We start from the raw sequence: 21,278 nt of genomic DNA, 5'->3' as shown, positions 1-21,278 counted from the left end.
AACCCTCCCTAAAATCTATATTTTTTTAATTAAAAATAGTTTGTTTCCGACAATTTTTTGAACAAAGACTTTATCACCAATTTTAAAATTCTCAGAAGAAATAGCTTCCCAAATTTTCCCGTCTAGATACACAGTATAAATTTGTTGATTTCCTTTTAAAGTAATCTCTTCGATAGTTACTTCTTTTTCTGTGATACGGTTTAATTCTTTTGAATTGGTTTTGAAATATTTTAAAGCAATTTTCCTAACCAAGATTAAAGAAAGAAGTGATGTACCCACAAAAATGTAAAATTGATGCTCTAAAGCCAAATTATGAAATGGCATTGTTAAAAAAGCTCCAAGAGCAAACCAGATAGAAATAAGTCCAAAAGTTAAAAGTTCAACTCCTAAAAGTACTAAACCTGCAATAAACCAGATTAACATAGCGGCTCCTTTCTTAAAAAAAATTAAAAATGTTGTTAAGTAGAGTATACTCTTTAAAGTCAAGATTGTCAAAATAGAAAAGATAATCTTATAATTTTAACGCGTTATTTACTTAGAATAAAGCCAGTTTTAACTTTGGTATTATATAATAAGAGAAAACAATAAAAAGTACAGCAAGAGGGGAACTATGTTTAGTGTAAAGAAAAGTTTAATAGGAATATTAGCAATGGTAGGAGCGACAATGTTAAATGCTCAAGATGAATATAAGGTTGCATTTGTATCAGATGTACATTTTCATGATGTATATGGAGATTTTAAAGGGGATTTTAAAGGGTTGAAGAGTGAGGTAACAGGGAAATATGCAACAATAAGAACAATGGATTCTCAAATGAATTCGACAAGATTATTTAACGAAAACTATTTTGCATTTATAGCTGTTTTAGATGACTTGGTAAAAAAGGATATAAAATATATTGTTCTTCCAGGAGATTTTAGTGATGATGGACAAGAGGTTCATATAGAAGGATTGAAAAAGATTATGGATAACTATACTAAAAAACATGGGATAAAGTTTTATATAACGTTTGGAAACCATGACCCTGTTATGCCAATGACAGTTGATAAAGGAAAGATGGATTATCTTGGAGAGAATGGAAAAGAGCAGCCTATTTTCAGTAAAAATTCAAAGATAAAAGAAAAAGATGGAATGAATCCGGTTATATTCTCAGAAGTTGTTAAAGAGCAAGGGTATGAGGATATAATGAAACAGATAAATAGTTTTGGATTAGTTCCTGAGAAAAGTGATATCTACTGGGAGACTCCGTTTTCAAAATACAGTTATGAGCAGTATAGCTTTGAAAAAGCTTTAGAGGATAGCTCTTCTAAAAATAGAAAATATGAAATCTCTTATGAGGGCTCTGGAGATAAACTAGGAAATGAAAAATTTGAAATTGTTGATGGAAGCTACTTAGTTGAACCGACAAAAGGGTTGTGGCTACTTGCAATAGATTCGAATGTATATGTACCGACAGAGGATGGAAAAGGATTTACTTCAGCTTCGAATGCTGGATATAATAGAGTTTTAACACATAAAAAACATCTTATAAATTGGGTTGAAAAAGTTGCTAAAACAGCTGAGGAAAAAGGAAAAACTTTAGTTACATTTAGTCACTATCCAATGGTAGATTTTTATAATGGTGCTTCAGAAGAGGTAGAATCTATATTTGGTACAGGTAAATTTGAATTGAGAAGAGTTCCGACAGATGAGGTTGCTAAAACTTTTGCTGACGCGGGAATAAAATTACACTTTGGTGGCCATATGCATTTCAATGACACTGGAGTTAAAAAGAATGAAAATGGTAATTTTTTAGTAAATGTTCAAGTTCCTTCGATAGCTGCGTATGTACCAGCTTATAAATTATTATCTATAGATAATAAGAAAGGTGAAGCTTTAATACAAACAGTTAGAATAGATGAGGTTCCAAGATTTAATGAGTTGTTTGAGCACTATGAAAAAGAGTATGTTCAATTAGAAAAATCAGGAACGAAAAATATTTGGAATAAAGATATCTTAAAATCTAAAAGTTATAAAGAGTTTGCAAATTGGCATATTCAAGAGTTAGTGAGACTTAGATTTTTACCAAAAGATTGGCCAGAGGATATTAAAGAAAATATAATACCAATGTCAGGAAAAGATATGTTTAATCTTCTAGCAGTAGGAAATGAGAAAAGTGCAGAGAAGATTTTAAAAGAAAATGGTGTTAAAGTGAGTGATTTAGAAAAATGGAATGGAACAGATTTAGTTACAGATTTATATCGTTTTAGAAATGCTGGAAATTTAGCTTTAAGTGATGTTTCGACTCAACGTGTGAAAGAGTATAAAGTTATTTATGAGATATCTTTAAATAACAAAACTGAAGAAAATAAAGTTACAGATAGAGTGAAAGTTTTATTTAGTATTTTAAATAGATTTATCAATGATTATCCAGATACAGACTTTATAATCGATATGAAATCAGGGGATTTAAAAGTTAAAATATAGAGAAAAAATTAACAAAAAAATTCTTGACGAGATATTTTTTTTATGATAGAATTCTTTCTAGTGTAAAAAAAGGAGGTGAAGTATAAAGTGAGAAAGAGGAAGAGAGAAACTGGCGGAATAAACATATTGTTGTCGTTTTTATATTCTTTATCTATTTCATCTTTTATATTTTCATCAAACTTTAATATATTTTATTTAAAAAATAGAGTGGTTTCTGCAGCATAGGTTGCAGTGGCTATTCTATTTTTTTTTTAGGCAAAATCAAAGAAGACTTAATTAAGGAGAGGGAGATAACTATGGCAAAAAATTATGATTCAGACTTTTCATTTGGAGCAGTAGCAGAGAGTGATAAAAGAGGGCTACTTTCAATGTTTGTAATAATGTTAGGATTTACATTCTTTTCGGCAAGTATGTGGACAGGGGGTACATTAGGAATAGGACTTACAGGAGCAGAGTTCATACTAGCAGTACTTTTAGGAAATTTAATTCTTGGAATTTTCACTGGAGCTTTAGCTCACATTGGTGCAAAGACAGGGTTATCTACACATCTTTTAGCTAAATACTCTTTTGGAGAGAAAGGATCATATTTAGGTTCGTTCTTACTAGCTTTAACACAAGTTGGATGGTTTGGTGTGGGAGTAGCGATGTTTGCTATACCTGTAAATAAAGTAACAGGAATAGATATGAAGCTTTTAGTTGCTGTATCGGGAGTACTGATGACATTCACAGCGTACTTTGGAATTAAGGCTGTTACAATTCTATCAGCAATTGCAGTACCAAGTATAGCAGTTTTAGGTGGAACTTCAGTAGTAAGTGCCATAAATCATGCTGGTGGATTGAAAGAAGTGATGAATATAGCTCCGATAAATTCAATAACAGTTATGACTGGAGTTGGAATGTGTATAGGTTCATTTATAAGTGGAGGAAGTTTGACAGCTGACTTTGCAAGATTCTCAAAGAATAGTAGAGTTGGAGTTATAAGTACACTTGTAGCATTTTTCCTTGGAAACTCTTTAATGTTTATATTCGGGGCTGTTGGAGGAAAAGTTTTCGGAACAGCGGATATTTCAGAAGTTATGTTCTCACAAGGGATTATAATTCCAGCAATTATCGTTTTAGGATTTAATATCTGGACAACAAATGACAATGCTCTTTACTCATCTGGATTAGGATTCTCAAGTATCACAAAGTTACCAAAAAGTAAGATGGTTATGTTAAATGGAGTTTTAGGAACAGCATTTGCACTTCCAATTTATAATAACTTTGTAGGATGGCTAAATCTTTTAAATACTCTTCTTCCAGGAATTGGAGCGATTATAATTTGTGATTACTTCTTTGTAAAAAAAGGTGAGTATGATAAAATAGAGAATATGGAGTTCTTAGGAGTAAATGTGACTGCGATATCAGCTTGGGTTATTGGAATAGCTGCTGCGAAATTTATTCCAGGAATAGCACCTATAAACAGTGTTATCTTTACAATGGGAGCTTACTATGTAGGAACTAAAGTGATGGAAACAAAAAGAAGGAGTGAGGCATGTTAATTAAAAACGCAAAATTAAGAGATAGAGACGAACTAGTTGATATTCTGATAGAGAATGGAAAGTTCGTTAAAATAGAAAAAAATATTGAGAGAACTAATGTTGAGGTTATAGATATAGAAGGAAACATCTTAATGGAACCTTTTGTTGAACCACATATCCATTTAGATACTACGATGAGTGCTGGTGAACCAAGATGGAATAGAAGTGGAACGCTTTTTGAAGGGATAGAGTGTTGGGGAGAAAGAAAGGCTATGCTTAGCCATGAGGACGTAAAGAGAAGAGCTAAGAAAGCTCTAAAATGGCAAATCTCAAACGGTATTCAATTTGTAAGAACTCATATAGATATCACAGATCCAACTCTTATGGCACTGAAGGCGATGGTAGAATTAAGAGAAGAGATGAAAGAGTTTGTGGAGATTCAAATAGTTGCGTTCCCACAAGAGGGAATTCTTTCTTATCCAAATGGAGAGGCTCTTATGGAAGAGGCTCTAAAATGTGGAGCGGATGTTATTGGAGCTATTCCTCACTTTGAGTATCAAAGAGATTGGGGAGTAGAATCTCTGAGAAAGATTATAAAACTTGCTCAAAAATATGATAGATTAGTTGATGTACATTGTGATGAGATTGACGATGAGCAATCGAGATTCTTAGAGGTGTTAGCAGCTGAAGCATGGGCAGCTGGAATTGGACACAAGGTAACAGCGAGTCATACAACTGCGATGGGTTCTTACAATGACGCTTACACTTATAAGTTATTTAGACTGCTGAAGCAATCTGGAATAAATTTTGTGGCGAATCCACTTGTAAATATTCATTTAGGTGGAAGATTTGATACTTATCCAAAGAGAAGAGGAGTTACGAGAGTTAAAGAGCTTTTAGAGGCGGGAATAAATGTAGCTTTTGGACATGATGATATATTCGATCCTTGGTATCCACTAGGAAATGGGAATATGCTACAAGTTTTACACATGGGATTACATGTTTGTCATATGATGGGATATGATGAGATTTCAAAGTCTCTTGATATGATATCGAAGAACTCAGCTAAAGCTCTTTGTCTTGAAGATAACTATGGTATAGAAGTTGGAAAAGCAGCTAACTTTATAGTGCTGTCTGAAAATAATGATTTTGATGCTGTGAGATTACAAGCAGCTGTAACTCACTCTGTGAGAAATGGAAAGTTGATAGCTATATCTGTTCCAAAAGTTTCTAAGTTATTCTTAGGTGAAGAAGAGATGGTTACATTTAAATAGATTTGATGAAAACCGTGGGTGAGAGCCTACGGTTTTTTTTTGAAAAATTGGAAAAATAATGGCAAAAAGTGGTATAATTAAGAAAAGTTAAGAGATTTTGATTAAATTAATAATTTTTTATAAGTTGAAAAAATACTTCAAATATTGTATTATTTTGAATAAAGTACTTTTTTAGGGGTCTTTTTTGGGTGATAAATTTAAAATTACTAGAAAAAGGACAAAAGTTCGTTAAAATGACGCTTTTATTTTAATTTTAAGGGGTTGCTAAAAAAAGAGCCTTATTCTAGATATAGCTGCAAAAATATCCCTTTAGAGAGAGTAAGATAGGGTAAAAAAACGTTTAAAAATCTTTTGAAAACGATTGGTTAGAGAGGATTTTGAATAGAAAAGTTAAGCTTGAAAGGTATTAGTTTTCTAGAAATTTAGAAACTCTAAAAAGAAAAGTTCTGACGGAGGAAATAAAATGAAAAAAACACTATATATAAAAGAAGGTTTGGAAGAGTGTCAAAAAGTTAAAGATTTTTTTCTGAATAGAAAAGATGTGAACATCATTACATCTGAAGAGTTGTTAGAGAAAAATGATATAAAAGTAACACCGACCTTAGTTGTAGAAACTTGGGAAGAAGTTCTAATTTTTACTGGATTTGAAAAAATAGAAGAGTATTTGAATGATGAACCTACACCAGACTATCCATGTGTTTGTTCAGATGTAGAAAATTAATAAGAGGGGGAAGAGAGATGTTAGAGTTTAAAAATGCATTAAAAAATTGTGATTTAGAGGTTTTAAAGATTAAATTAGATGAAGGCATTGATGTTAATGATAGAAGTGGAGAGTATAGATATCCAATTCATAAAGCAGCATTGTTAGGGAATGTATCAATAATTGAGTTGTTCCTTGAATATGGAGCAGATATAGATACTGTAGAACCTTTACAAGGAAATACATCTATCAATCTAGCTATTTTTAACAAAGATTTAGAGATGGTAAAGTTTTTGAAAAAAAAAGGTGCTAACTTGGATATAAAAAATAGTTGGGGAATGACATCCATAGAGTACGCAATGTATTTAAAAGATAATATGGATTATAAAGATATTTCTGAGATAATAGAGGTATTAAAATAAGTTTTGAAAAAAGCTAATAAAAAATTTGAAATTTCAATAAAAATAGAGTAATAATATATTGTTATTTTGTACCGCTTTTATAAATTATACATTTTAATACACAACTATATATAACCAAGGAGGATTTTTATGAAGAAGAAATTATCACTTATTTTTTTAACAGGTCTTACTTTAATATCTTGTGGAACAAATGAACAAAAAAATGAGGCTTCAAAACCAAGTGGAGAGACAAAAAAATCACTGACGGTATGGGCTTGGGATAAAAATTTTAATATTCCTATAATGGAGAAAGCTGCAAAAATATATTCAGATAAAAATTCTAATATTGAAATAAAAGTTGTTGATCATGGAAGAGATGATATAGAACAAAAAATACATACAAGTTTATCTGCTAATGCTATTAATACACTTCCAGATATTGTATTAATAGAAGACTATGCAGCACAAAAATTTTTAACGTCTTATCCAGATGCATTTCTGCCTTTAAATGAAGTTATTAATTATAATGATTTTGCAAATTATAAAATTCGACCAATGACAGTTGAAAATAAAATATATGGTGTTCCTTTTGATAGTGGAGTAACAGGTTTGTTTTACAGAAGAGATTATTTAAAAGAAGCAGGACTATCGGAAGAAGCTTTAGAAAATATAACTTGGAATGAACTTATAGAGATTGGAAAAGAGATTAAAGCAAAAACAGGAAAGCAGTTAATGGCAGATATGGCGTTAAATGATCCAGGAATAATTAGAGTTATGATGCAGTCTGCAGGAGCTTGGTACTTTAATGATAAAGGAGAGATAGATTTTGTAAATAACGAAGCATTAAAAGAGTCTATACTAACAGTTAAAGAGATGTTCAATTCAGGAGTTGTTAACTCTGCTACAGCTTGGGGAGAATGGGTTTCTAATTTTACGTCTGGAAATGTTGCGACAATTTCAACGGGAGCTTGGATTATTGGAAGTATAAAAACTGAGGAGGCTCAAAGTGGAAAATGGGGTGTTGCACCAATTCCAAGATTAGCTAATGTAAAATCTGTAAATGCTTCAAATTTAGGTGGTTCTAGTTGGTATATTTTTAATAAAGGAAATAAAGTTGAAGCTTCAGAGTTTATGAAAACTATTTTTTCTGAAGATAAAGAGTTTTATAATGAGATTTTAACGGAAAGAGGAGCAATCGGAACATTTTTACCATCACAAAGTACAGTAGCATATGAAGCAGAAGATCCATTTTTTGATAATCAAAAAGTATACAAAGATTTTTCAAATTGGATGAAAGAGATACCAGCTGTAAATTATAGTGTGTATGTAAAAGAGGCAGATCAAGCTATAGTTAGTGTTTTAAAATATATAGTTGAAGGTCAAATGACAGTAGAAGAGGGTTTAATAAAAGCAGAAGCTCAACTTAAATCTCAAATACAGTAGTAGGTGATACTGATGCTGAAAAAATTATGGAAGAATGGTAAAGAGGGATGGTTATTTATATCGATTGCATTAGTTCTGTTTTTATTTTTTTCTCTTTATCCAATAATTGATTCGTTGATACTTTCTTTTTATTCTTCTAAAGGTCTTGTATATACTTTTACAGGCTTAGGAAATATAAGGAGATTACTTAGTGATCAAATGTTTTTAATCGCTTTAAAGAATACTTTAATATATTTGATTGTGCAGGTTCCAATAATGTTAATTCTAGCGATTTTTTTAGCAACACTTTTAAATTCCGCTCGTTTGAAGTTTAAAGGGGTTTTTAGAACATGTATTTTCTTACCATGTGTGACATCGTTAGTTGCATACTCAGTTTTATTTAAGATGATTTTTTCTGAAAAAGGATTAATTAATAATGTGTTGATTAATTTGAGTTTAATAGAAAATGGAATTCCTTGGTTAACCGATCCATTTTGGGCAAAAGTAACAATTATTTTAGCTCTTCTTTGGAGATGGACTGGATATAATATGATATTTTTCTTAGCAGCTTTACAAAATATTCCAAAAGATATGTATGAAGCAGCTGAAATTGATGGAGTAAATAAGTTTAAACAATTTTTTTATATAACAGTTCCTCAATTAAAACCAATACTTTTATTTACAACAATAATGTCAACAATAGGAACTCTACAGCTTTTTGACGAACCTATGAACTTGACAATGGGAGGTCCAGCCAACTCAACTATGACAGTATCTCAATACATATATAATGTTTCATTTGTATATGCACCTAATTTTGGATATGCAGCTACGATATCATATAGTGTTGTTCTTATGATTGCGTTGCTGTCATATGTTCAATTTAAATTTGCTGGAGAGGATGCTTGATGAAAAGAAAAATAAAAGTTAGCGAAATTTTTCAATATATATTTTTGGGAATAGCTTCATTTATATCAATCTTTCCATTTTATTGGTTGTTAGTAGGAGCAACCAATAGTAATAATGATATTTTGAATGGTAAATTAACTTTAGGAAATGCATTTAGTCAAAACTATAGTAGTTTAGCCAATTTTGGTGGATTTGAAATAGCTTTTTTAAATACTTTAAAAGTTACGATTGGTTATGTAGTTTTGACGCTGCTAATAACATCTTTAGCAGCTTATGGATTTGATAAATTTAAAACTTTAAGAACAGAGATTCTCTATAAAATATTTTTACTTTCAATGATGGTTCCGTTTGCAGCTATGATGATTCCTTTGTTCAGAATAATGGTGAAATTGAGATTGATAGATAGTTTATTTGCAGTAATCTTACCGGGTTTATCATCGATATTTTTAATTTTCTTTTTTAGACAAAGTTTAAAGAATTTTCCGATGCAAATAATTGAATCAGCACGAATAGATGGTGCTAGTGAGTTAACAATATTTTTTAGAATAGTTTTACCTCCAATGAGATCAACACTTGCAGCAGCAGCTATTTATGCATTTATGACTCAATGGAATAACTATATGTGGCCTCTTGTTGTTCTAAGAACTAATGAGAGTAAAACTCTAACGTTGACATTGTCATCGATGTCTTCAGCATATTTTGTTGACTATGGGATGCTGATGCTTGCCATAGTTATAAGTACAATTCCGATGATTATTTTATTCTTCAGTATGCAGCGTAGTTTTGTACAGGGAATGACAGGATCTTCAAAATAGAGAAAATAAAAAAGCCCAAGAAAAATTAAGCTTATTAAAGTGAAATTTCTTGGGCTAATATTAATTTTATTATGATTTAAATTTATTTATATATTTTGAATTGAAAAAAGAGGAAAATAGAAAAAATTTTGTAAATAATCTTGTCATTTGTGGTCCTACATTGTACTATAAAAATGAGGTGATTAAATTATGAGAAGATTAGGTTTCATATTAGGAGTTGTCTTGACGATGAGCTCTTTATCCTATACAAAAGAAGCACCAGAAAAACTTATAATACTTGAAGAAAATTTATTGGGATATACACCGATTTACAATATATATACTAAAGCAGGATTAGATATAAAATCAGAGTATGAAGAATGGATGTTAGATGAGATAAAAATTAATAAGAAAGAAACTCATAGATTAGGATTTGAGGTAGGATTTGAAGCGACTAGGAATATAGATCATAATTTCGAATTAGGAATTGGAGGTGCTTATCAAAATCATACGAAATTTAAAGCAAAGATATACACTGATGAAACGTATGATATGCCTAAATTTGATTCAATTCCTCTTTATGCAGTAGCGAAATATAAGTTTGAAACAGAAACAATCTGGAAACCATATTTAAAATGTACATTAGGTTATTCATTTAATTTTAAAGATAAGGATACAGAGAATAAATCTTTATATATAGACGAAAGTAATATATTTGAAAATTTGATAAAATTTGACACAGATTTAAGTGATGACTTGTATTATGGTTTTGGAGCGGGAGTGGAGTATAATAGTTTTTTTGCAGATTTAATGTATAAAGTTAATGAAGCAAAAGCAAATTTGGAAGAGGATAAAGAGATTTTAGGAAAAAAAGATTTTGATTATTCAAGAATTACATTGGGTTTTGGTTATAAATTTAGTTTTTGAAAAATCAAATTCTTAAAATAAAAAATTAGATTCAGAAAGCCTACGGATATTTATTATTCGTAGGCTTTATTAAATATGCTATAATATAAAAAAATTACAGTAAAGGAAAAGAACATGAAAAAAGAAATTTTAAGTTTTATAGCTCTTAATATTTTTACATATATTATGATGGCTATTTTTAATCCTATTTTAAAAAAGATATTTAATAAAAAAGAGTATAAACATAATAATCAAAAATTAAATAATCAAAAAGTTATTAATCAAAGAATAAATAAGATAAAAAGTTAATTTAAATTATGGGGGGTATAAAATGAATGTATTTTTTAATTATTTTATTTCAAGATTACCTGAGATTGGAAAACTTCTCAATCAACATCTTCAAATATCAGGAATAGCAGTTTTAGTTGCAATAATGATTGGAGTTCCAAGTGGAATAATGATTACAAAAAATGAGAAAATTGCAAAAGGCGTGCTTAGTATTGCCGGGGTTTTTCAAACGATTCCTAGCTTAGCTTTATTTGGATTAATTATTCCATTTTTGGGAATTGGTGCAAAACCTGCGGTCTTTGTATTATTTCTTTATTCATTATTGCCAATTGTTACTAATACATATATAGGTTTGAAAAATGTTGATAACGCTACAATTCAAGCTGCTATAGGTATGGGAATGACAAATTTTCAAGTTTTGTTAAAAGTTAAGTTACCCATAGCTCTTTCTGTTATCATGGGTGGAATTCGAATAGCAACAGTTTCTATGATAGGAACAACAACAATAGCAGCTTTGATTGGTGCTGGAGGATTAGGAGAACTTATTTTTAGAGGCATAGCAACAAGTAACAACAATTTAGTTCTTTGTGGAGCTATTCCAACAGCAATATTAGCTTTTGTAGCAAATTATTTTTTAGGTATAATTGAAAAAGCCTTAGATCCTCTTGTAAATAAAAATCTAAAAATAAAAAATAGAAAAAAATTGGCTCTTGCATCAATTTTATTTTTTATTTTTGGTTTTTTTCAAATTCAAAAATATATATCTAAGAATAGATATATTACTGTAAAAATAGGGCATAAAACTTTTACAGAGCAAAGAATTTTAGGAAATATGATAGCTATAATGATTCAAGAGAAAACTCCTTATAAAGCAACAATAACAGAATTAGGAGGAACAAATATAAATTTCGAAGCGATTAAAAATGGTGAAATTGATATTTATCCAGAGTATACGGGAACATCTTTTTTAGCAATTTTAGGAGAAAAAGAGATGTTAGCACCTAGAGATATCTTTTATAAAGTTAAAAATATTTATAATGAAAGATTCGAACTAGATATTTTAGAACCATTAGGTTTTGAGAATACATACGCACTAGCTGTGAATAGAGATTTTTCAGAAAAATTTGGAATAATAAAAATATCTGATTTGAAAAAAATCTCAAAAGAATCATATTTGATAGGTGGTCATGAGTTTATGGAAAGAGTAGATGGACTTAAAGGTATGATTGATACTTACAATATGGAATTTAGAAGAGTAAACTCTATGGAGCCAGGATTGATTATTCCAACGATTCATTCAAAAAAAGCAGATGTAGGAGTTGTTTATTCAACTGATGGATTACTTGAAAAATATGACTTAGTTGTTTTAGAAGATGATTTGAAATTTTTTCCTCCTTACGAGGCAGTTATAACAATTTCAAATAAACTTAAAAAAGAGCATCCTATGATAGAAAAAGAACTGAACAGATTAAATAATATGTTTACAAATAAGGATATGCAAAGATTGAACTTGAGAGTGACTGAAGGAATTGATAGCGAATACAATACTGCAAGAGAAGCTTTAAAGTCAAAAGGATTGATAGATTAGCTAATCTCTACCAAAACAGTTGACAAAATATTTAAATATGATAAAATTCTTTTTATAAATAAAAAAAGTTATTGAAACGAGGAGAGAAATGAAGAAAGTAGTTTTAGCAGTAATGATTATGTTGTCAGCATTGGTTTTTGGAGATTATTTAGAAGATAAATTAGAGATGAAACTTATGAGAAATTACCCAAGATTAACAGATGGGATAAATAAAATGTCTATAAAAGAATATGATGTAGATGTAAAAAAAGATAGAGTTGAAGTTGAGATAAAAGTTCCAAAAGAACAGGCTAGAGAGGAATTTGCAAAACTTGATAGAGATGGATTAGAAAAAGAGTTAGAAAAAATGGTCGCAGATATCAGAAAAGAATTGAATGATAATATTCCAGTTAAGGTAGAAATTGAGATTGAGAAAGAGTCATCTTCATCAAAAAAATTATATAGTAATTATTTATAACTCCATATAAATAGACTTATCTGAATGAAGGATTTGTTTTTTATAATTAGTATATTTATTATAGATTACAAAGCTTTAGTTTTTTGGAGGTATTTTTATGAAAAAAGTATTATTTGTAGTTACATCGCATGATAACTTAGGAAAAACAGAGAGAAAAACAGGAGTATGGCTATCTGAACTTGTAGAGCCTTATTTTACATTCAAAAATAGAGGAATAGAAATTACAATAGCTTCTCCAAAAGGAGGAAAAATACCCATAGATCCAGCGAGTTTAGAAGACTCACATACTAATCCTTTAGTAAAAATATTTTTAGAGGATGATATGGATATATTAGAGAATAGTATAAGCTTAAATAAAATTGATTTTCATCAATATGACGCTATTTTTTATCCTGGAGGACATGGTCCAATGTGGGATTTATCAGAAAGTGAAGAGAATGCAAAACTTCTATCAGATTTTTTTAATAATGGGAAGATAGTTGGTGCAGTATGTCATGGAACAGCAGCATTATTAAAAGGAATAAATCATAGAACAGGAGAAGCACTAATTAAAAATAGAGATATTACAGGTTTTTCAAATTCTGAAGAGAGAGCTGTTGGTTTAGAAGATATCGTTCCTTTTCTTTTAGAAAGTAAGATTGTGGAGTTAAAAGGGAACTATTCCAAATCAAATAAAGATTTTGATCCATATGTTGTTGTAGATGGTTCAATTTTTACGGGACAAAATCCAGCATCTGGAATACCACTTGCTGAAAAAATTATAGAGGAACTTTACTCTAGATAAAGAAAATAGCAGCTCACAAATTAATGTGAGCTGCTATTTTTAAGAAAAAAATTAATTTAAATAATCTCTTGAACTCTTCCAACAGTTCCATCAATTAGTCTTACTTTTATTCCGTGAGGATGGTTAGCAGAGTTTGTAAGAATATCTTTAACAATACCCTCTGTTAATTTCCCTGTTCTTTGATCCTCTTTTTTAACCACTTTTACTGTTATACCAGCTTTTATATCTTTTCTATTTTTACCGTTCATGACTTCTCCTGATATTTTTCTATAATTATAACATTAATTTCATTTTTTAAAAACTCTTTATTCAAAGGTTAAATTAAAAGAGAACGATATTTCTCTAGAGCATTATATTGAATCAATCTAATATTTTCATATTTTATTTTTGAATCAGTGAGCATCTCTTGAGATTTTAGAAAATCTAATATAGTAATCATTCCTTTTTGAAATTTTAAAGTATCTTTTTTATAGTTTTCATTAGCTTGTTCAAATGCTTTTGAGTATGCAATCTCAAGTTTATTTAATCGTATTAACTCTAGATAAGCTTTTTTTAGATTTATTTCGATATTATTATGAGTAATTTTTTCTTGTGATTTGGAATTTTCGATATTTAATTTACTCGCTTCATAGTTATCATAATCTTTTCCAAATTGAAATATATTCCAACTGACAAGGACTCCTCCTCCCCATGAATTTTCTGTTCGATGGTCTTCAGTAACATATTCTTTACCAATAAATCCTTTTACTTGAGGTAACATTTCAGCTCTTGCAATCATTTTTTCGACATCAGCTTCTTGAATATGAAGTTTCGCAAAATTAGCTGCTATTCCATTATTTAGTGCTTCATCTAAATCAATATTATAATTAATTGAATCGATAGCCTCTCTGTAAACATAGAAATTTTCTATATCAATCTCCTCAGACGATGAAAAATTAAGTTTTTGTTTTAAAGTTAAAAGACCAATTTCTATTTCGTTTTGAATATTTAAAATAGAGGTTTCAATATCTAGAAGCTGGTACTCAGCTTTTAGTAGTTCTACATTTGTTATTTTTCCAAGACGTTCATTTTCTTTAGCAAAATTTAAAGCTTCATTTAGTTGCATTTTAGATGTGTTATAGACTTCGAGAGTATTTTTAGCTAAAATAATCCCAGTATATATAGATATAACTTCAAGTCTTGTATCTCTTGTTTGTTTTAAAAGAGCCAGAGTATTTTTTTGTTCTTCTATTTTCGCTTTTTTAACTTTAGCAGCAATAGAACCGCCTTGAAATATCGGTTGAGATATTCCAAGAAAATTTATATAGCCACTCTTGGCTGTTTGGATAGGAGTATTTTCTAAAAAAGCGCCATCTGTTTTTAAATATCCTCCGGTATAAAAAATGTTAGGTAGAGCTGTTTTAAATGCAGAGTTTAACTGTTTTTTTGAAATAATTAACTCCCTATTAGCTATATTATTTTCCTCTCCATTTTGAATAGCCAAATCGATGGCTTCATTGATTGTTATAACTCTAGCAAATAGAGAGAATGAAATAGTAAAAATCATAAAAATTCTTAGTTTCATAGTTCGTTTCTCCTTCTCTTTAATCTAATGTTTTTTTGAACTTTTTAATCGAAACTACAATTATAATAATAATTAAAGTCATAAGAGCAGCTATAGGATGAAGAAGCTCTCGTATTCCAACACCTTTTAATATGATGCCTCTGAGTATTTCATTAAAATAAGTTAAAGGAATGAAGCAACTTATAAAATAGATGATTTTAGGCATAGCTTCTCGAGGAAAAACAAACCCCGAAAGAATAACGCTAGGAAGAAGATATGCTAGGGATAAATGCATAGCTTCAAGTTGAGTATTTGATATTGTAGATATAAATATACCGATGGCTAATGAAGATGTTAAAAATATAGTTCCTAGAAAGATTAAAAGAATTAAACTTCCTTTTATGTCAACACCAAATATAATTTTCCCAAGAATCAAAGTAACATCTAATTCAAAAAAAGCAATAAAGACATATGGTGCAATTTTTCCGATTACAAGTTCTAAAGGAGAGATAGGAGTCATGATTAATTGTTCAATAGTCCCTTTCTCTTTTTCTCGAACAATTGAAAAAGCAGTTAACATAATTGTTATATTTTGTAAAATTAGACCGATAATTCCAGGGATATTAAATTTACTACTCTCTAAAGTTGGATTGTATAAAAGTAGATTATAAGGTTTTATAAGAGTTTCCTTATTTTTTGAACTATAGTTTGCCAGTTTTAGTTGAGAGTAGTGATTAATAATCTGTGAAGAGTATGATGCTGCAGTTTTAGCTATATATGGATCTGATCCATCTATTAGAAATTGAACATCTGTTGACTCTCCTCTTCGTAATTTTTTAGTAAAATAATCGGGAATGATAACGCCTATTTTTGTTCTACCATAATCAAGACTTTTTTCGACAGCATCCGGAGTATCAACATACTCATACACTTTTAAATAAGTTGAGTTATTCAATTTATTTATAAGTTCTCTACTTTCAATAGTTTTACTTCCATCATAAACAGAGAGTTTTAAATTATCAACATCAGAACTTACAGCAAAGCCAAACAGAAGCAAAAGAAAAATGGGTAAAATTAAAGCTATAACTAAACTTGCACGATCTCTTTTTATATGGATAATCTCTTTTTTAGCAATAGTTAGAATACGATTTATATTAATCATTTTTATCCTCCACTTTCTCATCTTTATGCTTTAGTTGATCAAAAGAGGAGATGACCTCTTTATGAGAGAGTTCTTTAACATAGATAATGAAAATATCTTCAAGATTATCAGTATTATATTTCTTATATAAATTTTTAGGAGTATCAATAACAACTAGTTTCCCTTCGAAAATAAAGCCAATGATATCACAAACAGAAGCTTCATCCATATAGTGAGTTGTAGCTAGAACAGTAATATCTCCATATTTGATAAGATCTTTTATTGTGGTCCAAAACTCTCTTCTTGCAACAGGGTCAACTCCAGCTGTGGGCTCATCAAGAATAAGAAGTTCTGGTTTATGAATAATAGCACATCCTAGAGCTAATCTTTGTTTCCAACCTCCAGAAAGATTTTTGGATAAGACATCTCTTTTTTCGTTTAGATTTAACATCTTTATAACTTCTTCAATTCTTTCGTTTAGATGTTCTTTTGGAATAGAGTAGATTTCTCCATAAAAAATTAGATTTTCCTCAATAGTTAAATCTTCGTAAAGACTGAATTTTTGTGACATATACCCAATTTTTGATTTTATTTTTTCAGGATTACTTTTTAAATCGTAGCCTAAAACTTTACCTTCACCAGATGTAGGAGTTAATACCCCACAAATCATTCTTATAGTTGTAGATTTTCCACTTCCATTAGGTCCAAGAAATCCAAAAATAACTCCTTTAGGAATATTAAAACTTAAAGAATCAACAGCTGTATATTTCTCAAATTTCTTAGTTAAGTTTTTAATTTCTATTGCATATTCACTCTTTAGATTTTCAACACTCATAATCCTAAATCAACTCCTACAAGCATTCCACTTTTTAATTTATCATCACCATTCAAAAGTTTAACCTTTAATTCATAAACTAATTTTAAACGGTCTTTTTTTGTAACTATATTCATAGGAGTAAATTCTGAGTCGGATGATATGTATATAATTTCTCCTGCATATTCTTTATCTATAAAATCGCTATTCAATTTAACTTTTTGCCCTAGTTTTACAGATGGAAGAAGTTTTTCTGGGATATATATTTTAGTCCAGATATTACTGTTATCAAGCATAGTAATAGCAGCTACACCAGGACTAATAACTTCACCTATTTTTAGATTAACAGTTTCTACGATACCGTCAATAGGTGCTACGAGATTGTTTTTTTCAGCATATATCTTAGTCAATTCTAAGTTTTTTTGAGAAGAGGCGATTTTTAATTTATCTGCCTCAATATCTCTTACAGAAAATCCATTAATCATATATCTAAGATTATCTTCAGCAGAATTTTTTTGTGCATGAAGAGCAACTAAATTTTGGTTACCATTTTCTAAATTGTTTTGAGCAATAGTAAATTGATTCTGTGCATTTTCAAAATTTAATTTTGCAATGTCAAATGCGTATTGACTTTCAAATTTTTTTTCAAATAGATCTTTTGTGTTGAAATATATCTTTTTTTTATTTTCGAAATTAGAAATAGCAAATTTATAAGCACTTGTAAGTGCAACTAGGTTTTGTTTTCCTTGATTAACTTGACTTTCTAATTGTTTAACAATCTCTTTTTGTGAAGAGATTTGCTCTTCCCGAGTGCCATCTAATGTTTTTTGAAGTTGATTTTCAGAAGATTTTACAGAGATTTCACTATTTTCAATCTTCAATTTATTTTCTTTGTCATTTATAGAGATTAGTTTTTGTTCTTTTTTTACAAATTCACCATCTTTGACATAAACTGTTTCGATTTTTCCAAGTAGCTCTGAAGAGATGTTTAGTTTGTCAACCTCTAAAACTCCATAGTATATTTTATCCTCTTTTTTACTGAGAATATAATCTCCAATAAAATAGAAAATAAGAGTTAGTATTCCTACTCCAAATAGATATTTTACATCTATTTTTTTGAATCGTTGTAAAAGTTTAATCGCATTCATGACTCCACCTCGTGTTTTTTATTATTTAAATTTATTGTTATTTTACAATCTCTTCTTACCTAATCTTAATTGTTTTTCCTGTTTTAAAATAAAAAAAAGACACTTTTTCAAATTAAGAATAAAAGTGTCTTTTGAATTTAATATATTAAATTTAACTATCCAATTCCTCCATAGAAGATTCCCAAGATATAAACTGCAATTGCAATACCACAGAAGAAATATTTTGTAACAGGTTCAAACCATGCACCGATTATTTTATCTCTTCCTATTTGGGCTTGCTCTCTTGCAAAACCTGGATTACAAATCCAGTAGATAACGATCCCTGCAAGAAGGGCTCCTAAAGGGATAACATAGATTGAAACAAAGTCCATCCAAGGTGAAAGATGATCCCCATGTAAGAAAACTCCGACAACAAATGCAATAATGGCAACAATAGAGATTGAATTTCTTCTAGATAATCCAACTTTGTTTTGTAAGGCTTCTATGGGAGTTTCAAAAAGATTCATAAGTGATGTTACTCCTGCAAATAGAACAGCTATAAAAAATATGATGGCAATTAGTTGTCCACCAGGCATATTTTGAAAAACCATAGGTAATGTTACAAACATAAGTCCAGGACCAGCCCCAGGCTCTAATCCGAAAGCAAATACTGCAGGGATAACTACAAGAGCTGCTAGCATAGCAGCACAAGTATCAAAAAATGAAACATTTAAAGCTGAGTTTACAATATCTTCATTCTTACTTAAATAGCTTCCATAAACTACAGTACCAGATCCAGCAAGAGAAAGGGAGAAGAACGCTTGTCCTAGAGCAAAAATCCAAGTTCTTATCTCTAAAAGGGCTGACCACTCAGGCTTAAAAAGATAAGCATAACCGGCTTCAGAACCAGGTAATGAGTATATTTTAAATGCTAAAAATATAAATAGAAAAAAGAAAGCAGGCATTAAAATTTTATTAACTTTTTCAATACCGCCAGCAATCCCCATAGACATTAAAAAAAATGTAATTGCTAAACCAGCTATATGCCAAGGGATACTTCCAAAATCAGAAGCTAACATACCAAAATATGGTCCAGCTTCAACATTTATTAAAGTTCCTGAAATAGATGAAATACAATATCTCAATATCCATCCAACTACAACGGCGTATCCGATAGCTATAGCCAATGAACCAATAACAGGTATAAATCCAATAATAGTTCCACCTTTTAATCCTCTTTGTTTGAAAGCTTTTTCAAAAGCTCCAAGAGGTCCAGTTTCCATAGAACGTCCAAGTGTCATCTCGCCAATAACTCCAGAAAATCCAATTAAAAGAACAAATGTAAAATACGGAATAAGAAAAGCTGCTCCTCCAAACTGTCCAACTCTATATGGAAACATCCAAATATTTCCCATTCCAACTGCTGAACCAATACAAGCTAAAATAAATCCAAATTTTGAATTAAAACCATCTCGATTATTTTCATCTATTAAAACCGTTTTTACATCATTCATAAAAATATAAACCTCCCCTAATTATTTATTCTTCAATAATTTCTAGGGATGCTTGGAAGTGTCTTAATATAGGTGGTTCCCATGTTATTTTATATCCTCTTTTTATTTCGTGAGCTCTTTCTTTTATTGCAATTAATGCATCCGCAATAACATCTAAATGAGCTTGAGTATAAACTCTACGTGGAATTGCAAGTCTTGTGAATTCGAAGTCTGCTTCTAATTGTTCATTTGTATCAGGATCATTTCCTAACATATATGAACCAATATCACAGCTTCTAATTCCAGCTTCTTTATAAAGTTCTATTGCTAAAACTTGTCCAGGAAATTCGTTATAAGGTATATTAGGGAAAATTTTAGAAGCATCTACGAAAACTCCGTGCCCTCCAACAGGTGATTGATAGATAATTCCAGCATCATCAAGTCTAGAAGCTAAATATTCCATCTGTCCAATTCTGTATCTTAAGAAATTTTCATCGATTCCTTCTAATAAGCCGATAGCAAGAGCTTCTAAATCTCTACCAGAAAGACCTCCATATGTTGTGAATCCCTCATAACTTATACAGTTGGCTTTTATTTTTAAAATCATATCGGCATTTTCAAGAGAATTTTTAACTCCGATAAGTCCTCCCATATTAACAATGGTATCTTTTTTAGCTGACATAGTAAAGAAATCAGCATATGAAAACATCTGGTTAATAATCTCTTTTATAGACATGTCTTTACATTCTTCCTCATCTCTTTTAATGAAATAAGCATTTTCAGCATAACGTGCAGCATCAATATTTAGAGGAATGTTATATTTTTTACAAATTGCAGCAACCTCACGAGCATTTTTCATAGAAACTGGCTGTCCACCAGCTGAGTTATTTGTGATTGTCAATACAACTAGACCAATTTTTTCAGGTCCGTATTCTAAGATGAGTTTTTCCATTTTTTCTACATCCATGTTTCCTTTAAATTTCGATCTTTTTGCAGGATCTTTAGCTTCTGGAACAACACAGTCTAATGGTCTTGCTCCTGCTAGAATAACGTGAGCTCTTGTTGTATCAAAAAACATATTTGAAATAGCATATTGCCCAGGTTTTAAGAAGGTAGGGAATAAAACTTTTTCTGCTGCTCTTCCTTGATGAACAGGTTGGATATACTCATATCCAAAAATTTCTTGAGCAGTATTTACTAATTTGAAATAACTAGAAGCACCAGCATAAGCTTCGTCTCCTCTCATAACACCGGCCCATTGATCTTGGCTCATTGCGTTTGTACCAGAGTCAGTTAATAGATCGATATAAACATCTTCTCCCTTAAGGTTAAAAAGGTTATAGTTTGCCTCTTTAATCTTTTCTTCTCTTTCCTCTGGTGTTGTCATCTTAATTGTTTCAACCATTTTAATTCTAAATGGTTCTGGAATATACTTGATAGCCATAAAAATCCCTCCGTTTTTAGTCTACCCCGGTCATCTTTTCAGATAGGCGGACGGTATTTCCTTAATTAGAATTTTTTCAATTCCAATATAACTATATACTTCATGATATTTGCTTTGTCAAATTTAAATATTTTTTTAAAAAAATGAAAAATAAAAATTGATTTTCGAAAAATAAAATAGTATTATTTATTAAATACTTTTTTGGGAGG

General features: G+C 30.0%; 22 protein-coding genes. 14 read left to right on the top strand and 8 right to left on the bottom strand.

Annotated elements, in window-relative coordinates:
- Positions 1–15 precede the first annotated feature (15 nt).
- Complete coding sequence (locus L988_RS04190) at positions 16–423, bottom strand: NfeD family protein (protein WP_047381897.1); 408 nt, start codon at positions 421–423, stop codon at positions 16–18.
- Between the two features lie 187 nt (positions 424–610).
- Here L988_RS04190 and L988_RS04185 point away from each other — a divergent pair, with 187 nt between their 5' ends.
- The 14 genes from L988_RS04185 (at position 611) to L988_RS04130 (ending at position 13,507) form a co-directional block, all read left to right on the top strand.
- Positions 611–2,464 carry a metallophosphoesterase gene (locus tag L988_RS04185; protein ID WP_052191680.1) on the top strand — a complete coding sequence of 618 codons (1,854 nt, stop codon included), beginning with the start codon at positions 611–613 and terminating at the stop codon, positions 2,462–2,464.
- A gap of 87 nt (positions 2,465–2,551) precedes the next feature.
- A complete protein-coding gene (locus L988_RS13595; protein ID WP_156111921.1) occupies positions 2,552–2,689 on the top strand; it encodes a hypothetical protein in 138 nt (45 codons plus the stop codon).
- Between the two features lie 71 nt (positions 2,690–2,760).
- A complete protein-coding gene (gene codB / locus L988_RS04180; RefSeq protein WP_047381895.1) occupies positions 2,761–4,005 on the top strand; it encodes a cytosine permease in 1,245 nt (414 codons plus the stop codon).
- Positions 3,999–5,258 carry a cytosine deaminase gene (gene codA / locus L988_RS04175; protein ID WP_047381893.1) on the top strand — a complete coding sequence of 420 codons (1,260 nt, stop codon included), beginning with the start codon at positions 3,999–4,001 and terminating at the stop codon, positions 5,256–5,258. The genes codB and codA overlap by 7 nt, the downstream gene beginning before the upstream one ends.
- Before the next feature lie 463 nt (positions 5,259–5,721).
- Complete coding sequence (locus L988_RS04170; RefSeq protein WP_047381892.1) at positions 5,722–5,979, top strand: hypothetical protein; 258 nt, start codon at positions 5,722–5,724, stop codon at positions 5,977–5,979.
- 17 nt (positions 5,980–5,996) lie between these two features.
- Entirely contained in the window at positions 5,997–6,380 is a 384-nt protein-coding gene (locus L988_RS04165) for an ankyrin repeat domain-containing protein (protein ID WP_047381890.1), read from the top strand.
- 129 nt (positions 6,381–6,509) lie between these two features.
- Positions 6,510–7,802, top strand: a complete 1,293-nt coding sequence (locus tag L988_RS04160) for a sugar ABC transporter substrate-binding protein (RefSeq protein WP_047381888.1) — start codon at positions 6,510–6,512, stop codon at positions 7,800–7,802.
- Between the two features lie 12 nt (positions 7,803–7,814).
- Positions 7,815–8,690: a carbohydrate ABC transporter permease gene (locus tag L988_RS04155; protein ID WP_047381885.1), complete on the top strand. Its 876-nt coding sequence runs from the start codon at positions 7,815–7,817 to the stop codon at positions 8,688–8,690.
- Positions 8,690–9,505: a carbohydrate ABC transporter permease gene (locus L988_RS04150; RefSeq protein ID WP_047381882.1), complete on the top strand. Its 816-nt coding sequence runs from the start codon at positions 8,690–8,692 to the stop codon at positions 9,503–9,505. The genes L988_RS04155 and L988_RS04150 overlap by 1 nt, the downstream gene beginning before the upstream one ends.
- Positions 9,506–9,694: 189 nt before the next feature.
- A complete protein-coding gene (locus L988_RS04145) occupies positions 9,695–10,411 on the top strand; it encodes an outer membrane beta-barrel protein (protein ID WP_052191678.1) in 717 nt (238 codons plus the stop codon).
- Between the two features lie 114 nt (positions 10,412–10,525).
- On the top strand, positions 10,526–10,699 hold the full coding sequence (locus L988_RS13590) for a hypothetical protein (RefSeq protein ID WP_156110667.1): 174 nt from the start codon (positions 10,526–10,528) through the stop codon (positions 10,697–10,699).
- 22 nt (positions 10,700–10,721) lie between these two features.
- Positions 10,722–12,266 carry a glycine betaine ABC transporter substrate-binding protein gene (locus L988_RS04140; RefSeq protein ID WP_047381881.1) on the top strand — a complete coding sequence of 515 codons (1,545 nt, stop codon included), beginning with the start codon at positions 10,722–10,724 and terminating at the stop codon, positions 12,264–12,266.
- Positions 12,267–12,354: 88 nt separating this feature from the next.
- Entirely contained in the window at positions 12,355–12,723 is a 369-nt protein-coding gene (locus L988_RS04135; RefSeq protein WP_047381879.1) for a hypothetical protein, read from the top strand.
- A 97-nt stretch (positions 12,724–12,820) separates the two neighbouring features.
- On the top strand, positions 12,821–13,507 hold the full coding sequence (locus L988_RS04130) for a type 1 glutamine amidotransferase domain-containing protein (RefSeq protein WP_047381875.1): 687 nt from the start codon (positions 12,821–12,823) through the stop codon (positions 13,505–13,507).
- A 56-nt stretch (positions 13,508–13,563) separates the two neighbouring features.
- Here L988_RS04130 and L988_RS04125 read toward each other — a convergent pair whose 3' ends face one another.
- From L988_RS04125 to L988_RS04095, 7 genes are all read right to left on the bottom strand, one after another.
- Positions 13,564–13,755: a YwbE family protein gene (locus L988_RS04125; protein ID WP_047381874.1), complete on the bottom strand. Its 192-nt coding sequence runs from the start codon at positions 13,753–13,755 to the stop codon at positions 13,564–13,566.
- A 68-nt stretch (positions 13,756–13,823) separates the two neighbouring features.
- A complete protein-coding gene (locus tag L988_RS04120; protein ID WP_047381872.1) occupies positions 13,824–15,071 on the bottom strand; it encodes a TolC family protein in 1,248 nt (415 codons plus the stop codon).
- Between the two features lie 19 nt (positions 15,072–15,090).
- The gene (locus L988_RS04115) at positions 15,091–16,212 is read right to left on the bottom strand and encodes an ABC transporter permease (RefSeq protein WP_047381871.1); all 1,122 of its coding nucleotides are present in this window, start codon (positions 16,210–16,212) and stop codon (positions 15,091–15,093) included.
- Positions 16,205–17,026: an ABC transporter ATP-binding protein gene (locus tag L988_RS04110; protein WP_047381869.1), complete on the bottom strand. Its 822-nt coding sequence runs from the start codon at positions 17,024–17,026 to the stop codon at positions 16,205–16,207. Before L988_RS04110 ends, L988_RS04115 begins: the two co-directional genes overlap by 8 nt.
- Positions 17,023–18,153: an HlyD family secretion protein gene (locus tag L988_RS04105; protein ID WP_052191677.1), complete on the bottom strand. Its 1,131-nt coding sequence runs from the start codon at positions 18,151–18,153 to the stop codon at positions 17,023–17,025. The genes L988_RS04110 and L988_RS04105 overlap by 4 nt, the downstream gene beginning before the upstream one ends.
- A gap of 155 nt (positions 18,154–18,308) precedes the next feature.
- On the bottom strand, positions 18,309–19,646 hold the full coding sequence (locus tag L988_RS04100) for a sodium-dependent transporter (RefSeq protein WP_047381867.1): 1,338 nt from the start codon (positions 19,644–19,646) through the stop codon (positions 18,309–18,311).
- Between the two features lie 25 nt (positions 19,647–19,671).
- Positions 19,672–21,069 (bottom strand): tryptophanase, encoded by a 1,398-nt coding sequence (locus L988_RS04095; protein ID WP_047381865.1) that lies wholly within the window; start codon positions 21,067–21,069, stop codon positions 19,672–19,674.
- Positions 21,070–21,278 lie beyond the last annotated feature (209 nt).

The organism is Cetobacterium sp. ZWU0022 (genome assembly GCF_000800875.1).
In the GTDB taxonomy this organism is placed as follows: Bacteria; Fusobacteriota; Fusobacteriia; order Fusobacteriales; family Fusobacteriaceae; genus Cetobacterium_A.
The sequence above is the reverse complement of the archived record's forward strand: the minus strand, read 5'-3'. Positions and strand labels throughout refer to the sequence as shown.

Coding starts and splice junctions, on each gene's coding strand:
- L988_RS04135 (WP_047381879.1), top strand. CDS start 12,355: ATGAAGAAAGTAGTTTTAGCAGTAATGATTATGTTGTCAGCATTGGTT.
- L988_RS04125 (WP_047381874.1), bottom strand. CDS start 13,755: ATGAACGGTAAAAATAGAAAAGATATAAAAGCTGGTATAACAGTAAAA.
- L988_RS04130 (WP_047381875.1), top strand. CDS start 12,821: ATGAAAAAAGTATTATTTGTAGTTACATCGCATGATAACTTAGGAAAA.
- L988_RS04160 (WP_047381888.1), top strand. CDS start 6,510: ATGAAGAAGAAATTATCACTTATTTTTTTAACAGGTCTTACTTTAATA.
- codA (WP_047381893.1), top strand. CDS start 3,999: ATGTTAATTAAAAACGCAAAATTAAGAGATAGAGACGAACTAGTTGAT.
- L988_RS04110 (WP_047381869.1), bottom strand. CDS start 17,026: ATGAGTGTTGAAAATCTAAAGAGTGAATATGCAATAGAAATTAAAAAC.
- L988_RS04150 (WP_047381882.1), top strand. CDS start 8,690: ATGAAAAGAAAAATAAAAGTTAGCGAAATTTTTCAATATATATTTTTG.
- L988_RS04155 (WP_047381885.1), top strand. CDS start 7,815: ATGCTGAAAAAATTATGGAAGAATGGTAAAGAGGGATGGTTATTTATA.
- L988_RS04140 (WP_047381881.1), top strand. CDS start 10,722: ATGAATGTATTTTTTAATTATTTTATTTCAAGATTACCTGAGATTGGA.
- L988_RS04120 (WP_047381872.1), bottom strand. CDS start 15,071: ATGAAACTAAGAATTTTTATGATTTTTACTATTTCATTCTCTCTATTT.
- L988_RS04185 (WP_052191680.1), top strand. CDS start 611: ATGTTTAGTGTAAAGAAAAGTTTAATAGGAATATTAGCAATGGTAGGA.
- L988_RS04100 (WP_047381867.1), bottom strand. CDS start 19,646: ATGAATGATGTAAAAACGGTTTTAATAGATGAAAATAATCGAGATGGT.
- codB (WP_047381895.1), top strand. CDS start 2,761: ATGGCAAAAAATTATGATTCAGACTTTTCATTTGGAGCAGTAGCAGAG.
- L988_RS04190 (WP_047381897.1), bottom strand. CDS start 423: ATGTTAATCTGGTTTATTGCAGGTTTAGTACTTTTAGGAGTTGAACTT.
- L988_RS04170 (WP_047381892.1), top strand. CDS start 5,722: ATGAAAAAAACACTATATATAAAAGAAGGTTTGGAAGAGTGTCAAAAA.
- L988_RS04145 (WP_052191678.1), top strand. CDS start 9,695: ATGAGAAGATTAGGTTTCATATTAGGAGTTGTCTTGACGATGAGCTCT.
- L988_RS04105 (WP_052191677.1), bottom strand. CDS start 18,153: ATGAATGCGATTAAACTTTTACAACGATTCAAAAAAATAGATGTAAAA.
- L988_RS04115 (WP_047381871.1), bottom strand. CDS start 16,212: ATGATTAATATAAATCGTATTCTAACTATTGCTAAAAAAGAGATTATC.
- L988_RS04095 (WP_047381865.1), bottom strand. CDS start 21,069: ATGGCTATCAAGTATATTCCAGAACCATTTAGAATTAAAATGGTTGAA.
- L988_RS04165 (WP_047381890.1), top strand. CDS start 5,997: ATGTTAGAGTTTAAAAATGCATTAAAAAATTGTGATTTAGAGGTTTTA.
- L988_RS13590 (WP_156110667.1), top strand. CDS start 10,526: ATGAAAAAAGAAATTTTAAGTTTTATAGCTCTTAATATTTTTACATAT.